Origin of the sequence: Peribacillus folii, from assembly GCF_030271255.1 — a bacterium.
Taxonomy (GTDB): domain Bacteria; phylum Bacillota; class Bacilli; order Bacillales; family DSM-1321; genus Peribacillus.
Map to the genome: position 1 here is coordinate 454,219 of NZ_JASJOM010000001.1, position 12,774 is coordinate 466,992.

General features: G+C 44.2%; 11 protein-coding genes. 7 read left to right on the plus strand and 4 right to left on the minus strand.

Annotated features, from left to right (window positions below; all coding sequences use genetic code 11):
• Positions 1 to 104: 104 nt before the first annotated feature.
• The 7 genes from QNI08_RS02220 (at position 105) to QNI08_RS02250 (ending at position 6,514) form a co-directional block, all read left to right on the plus strand.
• Positions 105 to 317, plus strand: coding sequence for a hypothetical protein (locus QNI08_RS02220; RefSeq protein WP_285765781.1), 213 nt, complete (start codon positions 105 to 107; stop codon positions 315 to 317).
• A gap of 733 nt (positions 318 to 1,050) precedes the next feature.
• Entirely contained in the window at positions 1,051 to 2,232 is a 1,182-nt protein-coding gene (pgsB, locus tag QNI08_RS02225) for a poly-gamma-glutamate synthase PgsB (RefSeq protein WP_285765782.1), read from the plus strand.
• Between the two features lie 15 nt (positions 2,233 to 2,247).
• A complete protein-coding gene (gene pgsC / locus QNI08_RS02230) occupies positions 2,248 to 2,697 on the plus strand; it encodes a poly-gamma-glutamate biosynthesis protein PgsC (RefSeq protein WP_285765783.1) in 450 nt (149 codons plus the stop codon).
• A 10-nt stretch (positions 2,698 to 2,707) separates the two neighbouring features.
• On the plus strand, positions 2,708 to 3,973 hold the full coding sequence (locus QNI08_RS02235; protein ID WP_285765784.1) for a CapA family protein: 1,266 nt from the start codon (positions 2,708 to 2,710) through the stop codon (positions 3,971 to 3,973).
• A gap of 74 nt (positions 3,974 to 4,047) precedes the next feature.
• The gene (locus QNI08_RS02240) at positions 4,048 to 5,628 is read left to right on the plus strand and encodes a gamma-glutamyltransferase family protein (protein WP_285765785.1); all 1,581 of its coding nucleotides are present in this window, start codon (positions 4,048 to 4,050) and stop codon (positions 5,626 to 5,628) included.
• 30 nt (positions 5,629 to 5,658) lie between these two features.
• A complete protein-coding gene (locus QNI08_RS02245; protein ID WP_285765786.1) occupies positions 5,659 to 5,808 on the plus strand; it encodes a CapE family protein in 150 nt (49 codons plus the stop codon).
• A 70-nt stretch (positions 5,809 to 5,878) separates the two neighbouring features.
• Positions 5,879 to 6,514 (plus strand): poly-gamma-glutamate hydrolase family protein, encoded by a 636-nt coding sequence (locus QNI08_RS02250; protein WP_285765787.1) that lies wholly within the window; start codon positions 5,879 to 5,881, stop codon positions 6,512 to 6,514.
• On the opposite strand, the gene QNI08_RS02255 is transcribed toward QNI08_RS02250, so the two are convergent.
• From QNI08_RS02255 to QNI08_RS02270, 4 genes are all read right to left on the minus strand, one after another.
• A complete protein-coding gene (locus tag QNI08_RS02255; RefSeq protein ID WP_285765788.1) occupies positions 6,511 to 7,713 on the minus strand; it encodes a C40 family peptidase in 1,203 nt (400 codons plus the stop codon). The genes QNI08_RS02250 and QNI08_RS02255 overlap by 4 nt on opposite strands.
• 256 nt (positions 7,714 to 7,969) lie before the next feature.
• Positions 7,970 to 8,635, minus strand: a complete 666-nt coding sequence (locus QNI08_RS02260) for a DUF2642 domain-containing protein (RefSeq protein ID WP_285765789.1) — start codon at positions 8,633 to 8,635, stop codon at positions 7,970 to 7,972.
• A 24-nt stretch (positions 8,636 to 8,659) separates the two neighbouring features.
• Positions 8,660 to 10,015: an arsenic transporter gene (locus QNI08_RS02265; RefSeq protein ID WP_285765790.1), complete on the minus strand. Its 1,356-nt coding sequence runs from the start codon at positions 10,013 to 10,015 to the stop codon at positions 8,660 to 8,662.
• A gap of 237 nt (positions 10,016 to 10,252) precedes the next feature.
• Entirely contained in the window at positions 10,253 to 12,334 is a 2,082-nt protein-coding gene (locus QNI08_RS02270; protein ID WP_285765791.1) for a methyl-accepting chemotaxis protein, read from the minus strand.
• Between the last annotated feature and the right edge of the window lie 440 nt (positions 12,335 to 12,774).

A 12,774-nucleotide genomic window follows, 5' to 3' on the forward strand; every position in this document is an offset into this window, starting at 1 on the left:
ATAAACCCTATCATTCTCTCCAAAATTGTAAAAAAAGGTTAAATCTGACCCGTTTTATGTTACTATTAAACTAAGACCTTTTAACCCCACAAGGAGGAATTCATATGAAGCATCTATTCAGATTCGTAGCAGCGTTTAATGAAAGGAAAGCACTCGAACGGGAAACCGACGAATTCTTTCGTAAAGAATACGAAAATTATATGAAGCTGAATCCTGATAACGGAGTAAAAAGAAGATTAGCTCCTAGGTTATATGTGATTGATGGTGGTAAAAAAGGCGCCCATCATGATATTTCTGATCGAAAGAAATCCAGCTGACCATAAAAGGGAATATATAGATCGTTCACAAATCATTTAAATAGTAAATCTAAACGTAAGTCCAGGATTGACGCCTGGGCTTTTTCGCTTTTTCATTCTTCTATTAACACTATATTAATAGAAGAAACTAGGTATTTTTTTAAAAAATGGGTGAATGTTAGCTAATTTCATGTTTCAGGAAAAAGAACACTTGAGATGCCAATCGCAATATATGTGTGTAAAAACCCGAAAAACGCTAAAAAAGGTGCTGTGTTCTTTTACTCATCTTTGGCCGAATTCAAAAGAGTCTAAATAATTGAGTCGTTGGATGCAATCTCTTACATTGAATGACAAAAGAATAAATATTGTTACATAAGCAGTGATCTAATGGGTAAAAACAATTACCCAACTGTAATAAAGGTCACTTTCTAAGCCAATTCATTATTTAAATATAGCCATTAAGCATTGGGTTCAAATACTCATAAATGGGCATATGTTCTCTTAATATAGTGTTTCTATTACAGCTTCCATAATTTAGTGTAAAAAAATCTACGTTTTACTCAGTTTCCACGCATATCTTTGGACTCATAAAACATTTACTTCCATTAGATACTATTACACTCCTTTATACATTTTTTTGCAAAAAATGAGAATAACTATATTACGATAGAATAATTGACCCTTGCCTATTAAGTTTAAAATCATGTAGTGTGTATTCAGTAATTCAAATATGTGAAAAAAGCGAGGGTGAAAAATGGCACCAATACTTATATGTGCGATCTTTTTGCTTGGCTATGGCCTAGTCGAACAAAAACGCCATCAGAAGCGTCTCGACTCCATTCCCGTACGTGTGAATGTGAATGGGATTCGGGGAAAATCGACTGTAACGCGTCTGATAACGGGTGTAATTCAGGAAGCCAAGTATAAAACAGTAGGAAAAACGACCGGGACCTCCGCAAGGATGATCTATTGGTTCACGGACGAAGAAAAACCGATCATACGCCGTCCGGAGGGGCCGAATATCGGCGAACAGCGGCGTGTCGTCAAGGAAGTGGCTGATTTAGGCACTGAAGCGCTAGTTTGTGAATGTATGGCCGTTCAGCCTGATTATCAACTAATCTTCCAAAATAAAATGATCCAAGCCAATATCGGGGTCATCGTGAATGTACTGGAAGACCATATGGATGTCATGGGACCGACTTTGGATGAGGTTGCCGAAGCATTCACGGCCACCATTCCCCATAATGGCCACTTAATCACCATCGAAAGTGAGTATTTGGACTTTTTCAGACAAATTGCCAAGGAACGCAACACGAAGGTGATAGTCGCGGATAATTCCAGAATTTCGGAAGAGTTCCTGCGTGAATTCGACTATATGGTATTTCCGGATAACGCCTCCCTGGCCTTGGCCGTTGCAGAAGCTTTGGGCATCGATGAAAAAACAGCCTTTCGCGGCATGTTGAATGCGCATCCCGATCCAGGCGCCATGCGGATCACCAAATTCGGGAATCCAGGCCAGCCCACTTACTTTGTAAATGGCTTTGCCGCCAATGATGCATCATCGACTTTGAACATCTGGGAACGCGTCAAAACGTTCGGATACAGCACAGAGCCTCCTATCGTCATCATGAACTGCCGGGCTGACCGTGTCGATCGTACCGAGCAGTTTGCTAGAGATGTATTGCCTTACATAAAATCTACCATCGTCATTGCCATTGGTGAAACGACTTCTCCGATCACTCGGGCATTCGAACAAGGTCATTTGGATACAACAGAATATTGGGACCTGGAAAACTGGTCGACAGAAGAAATCGTCGCCCGTCTCAGCCCAGTCATGAAAAATCGCATCGTCTATGGTGTCGGTAACATACATGGTGCTGCGGAACCGTTAATCGAAGCATTCATGAAATCTAAAACAAAGCAAAAAGCGAGTTAAGTAGGAGGAACCTTAATGTTTGGATCGGATTTATATGTAGCCTTAGTATTGGGAGTAACACTTAGTCTTATTTTTTCAGAGAAAACGGGTGTCGTGCCCGCAGGACTTATCGTGCCAGGTTATTTGGCACTCGTATTTGACCAATGGCAAATCATGCTGGTCATCATGATCATCAGTGTCGTCACGTATTTGATCGTCACCCACGGGCTTTCAAGATGGGTGATCTTATATGGAAGAAGAAAATTCGCAGCCATGATGGTGACCGGGATATGCCTGAAGCTCCTATTGGACTTCGTCTATCCCGTCATGCCGTTTGAAATATTCGAGTTCAGGGGTATCGGGATAATCGTACCAGGCTTGATCGCAAATACCATTCAACGACAAGGAATGCCTTTAACACTTGGCAGCACGCTTTTATTATCCGGTATAACCTTCGGATTGATGAACGTGTATTACCTATTCTGAGGTGCATAAAATGAAACGGACTTTAAACGCTAAAGAAAAAACACTTATCTTCATTAAACGGACAAAGAAAAACAATCTTAAGTACGCTGGTATCATCCTGCCTATATTACTAATCGCCTTAGTCATCACCACATGGATGGGACGGGCCGAGGAAGCGAAAACGGTCGCCCCAAAATCTGGGCAGCCATTGACGATGACCATGGTCGGTGATGTGATGATGGGACGCTATGTACAGGAAGTGACGGAAAAACACGGGTATGATTACCTGTTTCGTTACATGAAGCCATATTTTGCAGCGTCGGACTATGTCAGCGGCAACTATGAGCACCCTGTACTAAAAGAAGAGGCGGCCAGCTACAAGGAAGCAGATACAGCCATCCGGTTAAACTCCAATAAAAGCGGAGTCAAGGCGGTCAAGGATGCAGGGTTTTCTGTCATGACCCTTGCCAATAACCATATGATGGATTTTGAAGAACAAGGACTCCTTGACACGATGGATGAATTCAAACGTGCGGATATGAATCATGTGGGTGTTGGGGCAAACACTGCCGAAGCCAGGGAGAGCATCGACTATGCAGATGTTAATGGCTTAAGGGTGGCAACACTTGGCTTCACCGATGTTTACGGAAAGGATGCCGTACCGACTGCGACTAAAGCCGGCATCTTGAATTCGAATCCCGATTTATTATTTGAAATGATCGGAAAAGCAAAAGATGCCAAGCAAGGCAATGCAGACTTGGTTGTGGTCAATATGCATTGGGGCCAGGAATATTCAACATCCGCGACTTCACGCCAAACGGACTTGGCCAAAGCCGTCATCGACGCGGGAGCCGATATCATCATCGGTCATCATCCCCATGTCCTTCAATCGTTCGATACATATAAAGATGGCATCATTTTCTATAGTTTAGGCAACTTCATTTTCGATCAAGGCTGGACACGCACAAAGGATTCAGCCATGGTCCAATACCATTTGGCGGATGACGGGAAAGCCTCGATCGATGTCGTTCCCCTGCAAATTGAAGAGGCCACACCACGGCCAGCCACCTCGAAGGGTGACCAATCACGTGTTTACCGGCAGCTAACGAAGGAAACGGGTGAGAATGTCCAATGGTCGAAAAAAGAAAATCATCTTGAAATCATCTTGAACCACAAAAAGGTAATCGACCATAAAACAGAGCGTGAACAAGAAGAGAAAGCAGCGAAAGAAAAGCAAGCTGCACAGGCGAAAAAAGCAGAAACTGCCAAACAGACGGACCTACAGCCCAACGAGTAGGGAAAGATCGGCTGTAATGTGAACAAGAGAGAACACACAACTTAGATTACTCACCGAAAAAGGGGGATTCACCGATGATTGACCATATGACAAGAAAAGTGCTTCTTACCTTTTGCATGCTCATATATATAGCAGGTTGCTCGAAGGCACCCCCTAATTCTGACACGAATGAACCGATAGATAGCAAATCTCAATCGTATGGAGTCAGTTCATCCAACCCGCTGGCAATCGATGTGGGAATGGAAATATTGAATAACGGAGGCACGGCGGCGGATGCCGCCATTGCTGTATCCTATGCATTGGGCGTAACCGAGCCTTATGGATCTGGCATAGGTGGCGGCGGCGGCATGCTGATTGCCCCGAAATCCGGCAAACCAACATTCATCGATTATCGTGAATCGTCACCGGAAGATCCAAGTTCAAGGCATCAAACGGCGATTCCTGGTTTAGTCGCCGGAATGCAGGCTGTCCACGATACGTATGGCAGCGTACCGATGGAAGATCTCATCCAGCCGGCAGTTGATTTGGCACAAGACGGGTTTAAAGTGAACGAAATGCTATCTGCACGCTTGGCGAGAGCCGAAGCAAGGATTTCATCCAATGAAACTTCACTGTTTTATCCGGATGGCGAGGCCCTTGAACCCGGCGAAACCCTAAGACAAAAAAAGCTTGCAGAAACATTGAGGAAGATTCAAAAGGAAGGCCCGGAAGGATTTTATAAAGGGGAAATCGCACGGGATATAAAGAAGAAATCAGACGTCGATTTAATGGATTTAAAGCGTTATGAAGTGAAAGAACGGAAACCGGTTAAGGGAACATTTGCCGGATATGACGTTTGGACTGCTCCCCCTCCCTTTTCCGGAATTACAGTTCTTGAAATGCTAAGGCTTGCCGAGGAAACGGATCTGGGCAATTCTCCTGACAAATCCGCCTATATGAAGGTGCTGGGGGGCATCACCAATACCGCTTACGAAGATCGCATCACCCATGTAGGGGATGGGACAAGTCCAGCTAAAGCTGAACAGCTCCTCTCCCCCATCCACTTAACCAATCTAAAGGATACGATCAAAAACGAAAGCTGGGACAATAAAGAATCGCATGATAACGAAGAACATGAAAGTACCACTCACTTTGTGATCATGGATAAGTATGGCACAGTCGTTTCTGCAACGAATACTTTAAGCAATTTCTTCGGGTCTGGTGACTATACGAATGGATTTTTCCTTAATGATCAATTGAAAAATTTCGGTTCCGACTTGAATGATCAAGAGGCTTATAAACGGTCCAGAACGTTCACGGCACCGACCATTCTTGAAAAACCAGGGAAGGAATCGATCGGGATCGGGTTACCCGGCGGTGATCGAATCCCGCAAGTATTGATGCAGGTTCTTTATTCCTATTCGCAAAAGGAAGGCTCTTTCCAGGATATCATCGATCGTTATCGGTTCGTCTTTGACGGAATGAACATTCACACAGAAACAAGACTTTCGAATGAAACCATATCCAAGCTGGAGGATTCAGGATACGAAGTCATTCATGATCCAGACCCTATGTACTATGGCGGGGTTCAAGTTCTTGTAAGAGATGAACACAACGGACGGTTATCCGGAGCTGGGGATAAGCGAAGAGACGGAAGCTGGAAAGCCCATCAATAAACGGGCAGATTGAATACAGGAGATGAGACTATGAATATCGCAAAAAAAATAATGAGCTGGGTCATACCTGTTTTCCTCATTGCCGCCTTGCTTGTGACGATGAATATATTCAAGCGGACGGAAACGTTAACACCTGTCGAGCAAAAGAAAATCGAACAATATACGGCAGTCGAAAAATAAAAAAGCCGGGGCCTTCCCCGCTTTTTTATTTTTGCCCTCATCATTAAACTACACATTCGGGAGGATCACCATGACTTCAACTAGCTACACTTCTTTCGCCGAGCTTACAAAAAATGAACAAAAGTGCATCGATTATTGCATCAGACCCTATCACCGCAACCCGGCTATTGCCATCCTTGCCATCCATGGCGGGAATATCGAACCTGGCACAAGTGAAATTGCTCTTGCCCTTGGAGAAAAACTCGGCGCAAGCACCTATTCCTTTGAAGGTCTGAAGCGCCGGGGCAACAGCATCCTTCATATTAAATCCGATTTGTTCGATGAACCGGCCGGCGTCTCCATGGCAGCGAACGCACAGACTGCCCTTACCATTCATGGACATCGTAACGACGAGGATTCGTTTATCTATATGGGAGGACGGAATGAAATCTTCAAGAATTTGATCAAGCAGTCTCTCGACTCGGCCGGATTTCAAACCTACGAAGCCCCAAAGCACCTTTTGGGTATGGGCGCCAAGAACATCACCAACACCTGCAAAATCGGTGCCGGCGTGCAGCTGGAGCTTTCCACAAAGCTTAGGAAAAGCTTGTTCGAAGATCATGACCTAAGCAGCAAGAACAGGAGCAATCGCTCGAATGCTTTTCATCACTTCGTTCATGCTCTTGAAATAGGAGCCCTCACCTATAAACGGTATATCAAGGTTTAGTTGATAAGGAAATCACCTTGTCCAAAACTTTCGAACTTCTCGGCAAAATATCCTGAAGAAAGAGTGGAAATATGAACGCCAGGTTTTTCGGTTGTATGAAGGAAGCGCCCTGCCCCCAAGTAAATGCCAACATGCGTCACACCCTGTCTTGCGCCCGTATCCCTGAAAAATACTAAATCTCCCGCTTTTGGGTTTTCGATATGCGGCAGCAAGGAGAAATAGTCCTCTGCCGAACCACGCTTAACCGAAAGGCCTTGCTCCTTCATGACCCAGTAGATGAATCCGCTGCAATCCATCCCCATCATTGGATCATCTCCCCCAAACACATAGGTGAACCCACGAAACGTGTAGGCGTACTTAATGACAGCCTCGGCCTCATCATAAGCAGTCTCCTGATTTACGTAAAACGGAAACAAAGGGCTGCTGTAAATTTGAAGATACTGCCCTTTTATCAATTCATAGCTTGGAAGGGCATTTCGAATTTTGATCGTATCCATGGAAATGCCGTATTTTTCCGCTATCATTTTTAGTGTTTCCCCGCTTTGGACGATATGCTCACCTTTTGGGACATACGTTTTATAGGCGATGTTATATTTACCAAAGTAATTTTCCGTACTCGATCTCACCTGAACCGTTTCCGCCCCATATCCGGAATGAACAAATTGGTTCTTGCCGAGATAGATACCGGCAGTCACGACCTTCGAACCGTCTTTTTCAAGAAAGAAGATAAGGTCTCCTGCCTTCGGAGATGATGTATCCATTCCTTGCTTATAAAAACCATCGACTGTCAAACGGTCGATGGAAACATTTTGCCCAGAAAGCACCCAATGGATCAATCCGCTGGAGTCAAAGCCATTTTCAGGCGTCTCTTCTCCTGCCATTTTTTTTAATCCAACAAAGGTTCTCGCATAGTTGGAAATCCTTTTTCCCCTCTCCGACCACTGATAGACGGCAGGAGTATAGGCCGTTTGAATGATTCTTAGCTTCTGTCCGGCGTATAACTTACTATCTGGCAATCCATTCGTATCCATCAACTGCGCCGTGGATATATGGTAGGTCCTCGCAATCGATTCCACCGTTTCCTTAGAAGCTACGGTATGAACACGATCTGCCGCCTCTGCCATCAAGCCAGGGAAAAAAATGAAACTGACGAAGAATGCCACGATCAGTGCCCCGCTGTTACGTTTTGCTTTATACATGTCAACCCTTCCTTCTTGATCAAAAAGTAAACGACCCCTTTTACCTGTAAGCACAAAGTCGAAACCAACTTAATACCTACTACCAAAACTATTATCGGCAACATTCATGAATCTTTTAGCCTATCATTCGGTAAAAATAATATACAAACACTTCTTTCAATACTTTTCGACCTATGACGTTTTGATCAAGAGGGTTTTTCGTGACGTGCTAGCACGAAAAAGGGAAAGCTGTATAGCTTCCCCTCCAACCTTGAATCTATGGCATGTATACACTTTTTATATGGGAAAGCTTCAAGAACACTTGATCACCGCTTGCCGTCGTCAATTCGACAAAATTATTGGCTGCCGCTTCCAGCACCCCGATTTTCATGGGATCTTCTCCTCCGTCAAGGACCACAAGCTTTCCTGCATTTTTCTTCAATTGCTCTTCCAAGGAGCGCACCATTGGCACGGCTGATGGATGGACGGGAAAGCATTCTTTGCGCAGGGAGTAGGGAATCGCATTATGAATATAGGGGGAAAGCCATTTCAGGTGATGCAGTGAGATAAACATCGTTTTGTATATAGGCGAGTAAAACGCAAAATAATCATTAAACACATTGGTGATATAGCCGTGCAGCGGAATGTGGCCGGCAACGTGGATTTCCGAAAACACCCCTTTTGCGTTCATTAACGTTTTTCGATAGGATATCGCCCCGGTATCCTCCATCATCGGAGAATCTAACGGATAGGCAATCTCGTCATCTATTTCTTTACTTACATTCAATTGATGGATCTGCAGCATCGGAAAATACAGAAACCGCCTTCCATCGTACAGCACGAGGATATCCATGCCCAAATCGGTCAATATTCCTTTGAACGTTTTTTTCGCCGAAAGGTGGACATCGACTTGCTTGCCCAGTAATGCACCCGCATCGCTCATTATTATCTCCTCCTAGACGGTTTTTCAGCTGAATATCAGGTGGACCCAAAAATACAAGAATAGCAATGTCGCCGCGGTAGTCAGTGGGATGACCACCAACGATACGCTTACATAATCTTTCCATGTGATTTTCACTTTATTTTGCTTCAGGATATGCATCCAGATAAGCGAGGCAAGGGTACCGATGGGCAGTAACAACGAGCCGATGTCACTGCCGATTATATTGGCCAGATAGATGGTTTTTAAGGTGATCGGATCGAGGCCCATCTCCGTTAATGTAATGGTGCCTATCATTAAGGCTGGATGGTTGTTGAAGATGTTTGATAACAGCGATACCAAGCCGCCCATGACAAAGCTGGCACTCAATAATCCTTGGTTCACTATCGGCTCACAGATTTTTATGAGTATGGCCGTAAGCCCTACATTATGAAGTCCATAAATGATGACATACATGGAAAACGCGAATATCAGGATATGCCATGGGGTTTTCTTTAAAATATCGACCGGATGGGTCCGTAAGTGATACCATCTCCAAACAAGCAGCGATAATGAACCAAGCACGGCAACCCATTCAATGGGAATCGAAAAGTAAGAAGCGACGAAGAGTAAACAGCGAACAACAAACACATAAAGCAATACTTTCAGCATGAATATCGTACGCTGCCGTTTCGTTTCAACCGTCATCCTCCCCTTTAAAGGATGGAAATTCTTTGTGAAGAAGCTTTCCTCAATGTCATATGAAAGCTCAGGTAATTTCTTGGGCAATTTTTTCTTGACCACCAAGAACATCAAGGATGACATGAAAACCAAGCCTAGGGTTGCAGGTAAAAACATCATGGCTGTGTGCATATAAAGCGTCATATGCACGATTTGCAAAGCGATTAAATTAACAATGTTACTGACACCGATCGGGGCACTCGAAGCGGTTGCAATCAACGCTCCGCTCAATAGATAGGGAATCGCTTCGTGCGGCTTCAGTCTGAGATTTTTCAGAAGCAGTATCAAAATCGGCGTTGTGATCAGAATGCTGCCATCATTGTTGAATAGCAGAGTCATTAAAAAGCACAATAATTGAATGTACCAATACAGGCGATAACCAGATCCTCTGGCAAGTATGGCGAGCCTTGCGGCGGCCCAGTGAAAAAAACCGAAGCTTTCCAGGATGACCGCCATCACGATCGTTGCCATGATGGTGATCGATGCCCCTCCAATCTTGCTGATGATATCCACAATATCACCATGGGATACCGTGCCAGATAGCAAAATCATCGCTGCACCAATCGAAGCTGGCCATGCTTCATTTATTCCTCCCGGCCTCCATAAAATAACGACCATGGTCATGACGAACACAAAAATGGCCATTCCAATTTCGAAATGCATGCTGTTCTCCCCTTTGGGCCTTTTGGACCCTACTTGTCCGACTCCTATATGTATATTCACCTTACCGGAAAAGGTATTGGTTGCTTGACCAGACTCGCTAAATTGTACCTTTGTACACCTAGTGAAATGTCCACTGAAGAGAAATGCCCCTGCGATACACGGAAATTCCACCCGCACGCACATGCCAAAAAGGGGAAACCATCTTAGCGGTCCCCCCTTTTTGCCTTTTCCGTGATTCTATTTGTTTATTTGGAATTCCCCAAGTGTAGTCTCCAAATCATTTATCAATTGGGTAAGCTGTTGCGTATATTGAGCAAGTTCATTGGATGAAGCGGCTTGTTCCTCCATGGATGAGGCAATTTCTTCTGATGAAGCCGTTGTTTGCTGGGAAACAGCCGTGATTTCTTCAATCACCTGAACGACGGTTTCTTTCTGTTGATTGATGGTTTCGATCGATCGTGTTTCTTCCTGGATGGAAGATGATATCCTTCCGACCGAATCCTCCAGCTCTTTCATGGCCTCACTTACCGTAATCACCGCATTTTTTTGATCCTTGCTGATTTGATTCGTTTCATTCGTCGTTTTTAGCAGCTCCTCCGTATCCGCAAGAATGCTCTGGATGATATCCTGAATGTTTTTGGTAGCTTCTTTCGAATCATCCGCCAGGCTCCGTACTTCATTGGCCACGACGGCAAAGCCTTTGCCTGATTCACCGGCGCGTGCAGCCTCTATCGATGCATTCAGTGATAGCAAATTGGTTTGCTCGGATATTTTTGAAATGGCATTCGTCACATCGGAAATCGTTTTCGATTTTTCCACAAGTCTTAAGCTCATGTCGGTGACTGCCGTAAACGCGAGCTCCAATTTCTGATAAGAGGTTTCCAGGCCGCTTACCTGTTGTTTTCCGGCTTCGATTTTTTCTGAAGCGAGTTCCAATACGGTTTGGGTCTCCCGTGATTGCTTGGACAATCCATCGATTTCATCACTTAACACCTGGATGGTGCCCGCGCCATGCTCGACTTGCTGAGATTGATTGGATGCACCCGATGCAATCTCTTCTATCGCGCGTGAAACATCCGTAATCGCCGAGCTATTCTCTGCAGCTATTTGGCTTAGTCCGGCATTGGCATTCGTCACTGATTCAGCATTGCCGTTCACCTTGGCAACCAACCCCCTCAATTTCGCAAGCATGGAGTTATAGCTTTTGCTCAAGTCGCCAATCTCATCATTCGAGGTGAATCCAAATTCGGTGACTAAATCGCCATTTGCCGTCTTTTCGATGACCTTTTTAAAGTCGGCCATGATCTTCGTTAACTTCCCTGCAAGATATAAAGCACATATTGTCCCGAATAACAATCCTAAAACAATCGATATCAAAACGATCCGATTGATATCAGCGAGCTTGGCTTGGAGGATTTTGTCCGGCGTGAAGGCCAATACCTTCCAGTTCACTCCTTGTACCGTACTCACTTCACCGGTATAATCCTCATTTCCAAGGTTCAAGGGCTGATTGGCCGTCGTTTCGCCATTATACATGTCGGCCACCCACTTGTATTCCGAATCGAAGCGGCCTGTGTCTGCAACGAAATCCTCGACGCCTTCTTCCTTTCCGCTTTTTTCAGGATTCATATTCTTACCGTCCATATCTTTCATGAAAGAACTGACGATAAACCCTTGTGAATCCAAAATGATCAGACTGCTAATGGAATCTTTTTCAATATTGGCCCTCATTTTCCCGATTGTCGAGAGGTCGATATCATAACCAAGCGCCCCTGCCATTTTACCGTCCACCATTACCGGTGTGACAACGGAAGTCATGATCGTTCCGGAAGTCGTATCCTTATATACATCCATCCATTTCGTTTCCGGGTTTTCCCTCAGCTGCTTATAGGTTTTGGTTTCACGCGCGTCCTGATCGAAATCCATTTCCGGTGAAGCGTTTAAGGAGCCATCCTTCCCATCCATATAATAAACCGAAATTAAATCCTCATTATTGGTCTGGAATGCTTCAATCGTTTTGCGGATATCCTTGATTGAATCACCGCTTCTTACCTGATTGGCGATTAATTGAGATAATTGCTCAAGCGAATCTTCATATGTAGCCATGCTCAGATTGATTTGTGTCGCAGCATCTTGTGCCGAACTTTTATTTAGGGATATACGATCTTCCTTAAAAATGGACGTTACCTTTACCCCCATAATCGAAACGGCTACGACTATAGCAAGAAAAACGGATAAACAAATGAATAATAACCATTTTATCCGGATCGATATCCTTCTTTTTACTTTTTCCTTCTTGCCTGCCGGTGACCTTCTCATTGACATTTTCCCCCTTATACGTAAACCATACTTCGTGTAAAAACAAAGCTTCAATCTATGCTCAAAATGGATCATTCCTTAATTATCATCACTTACTTTATTTTTCCACATAAACATACTATATACCTAATTTATTATTGTCAATTACCAATTTAACTAAATGCAGTGGGTCCAAAGGTACGATAGATACTCAAAGACACCATGGATGACGCTTCTAATGGCGGTAAAACATACGATAAATATGCATTCCTCGCCTGACCGCCTTCATTTTACCGGGCAACATCGGATTGCATAATTCCCACAAATTACATATTCATTGTGTGCTTTTCGACCCAGGATGAGACTATGCTCCTTTGGGCGGCCCACTCCTTTTGTGACCTTACCAGGTTCCCCAAACAAAAAAACACAGGAGAGCTGCCTGTGTTTTTTGTATTGCATGC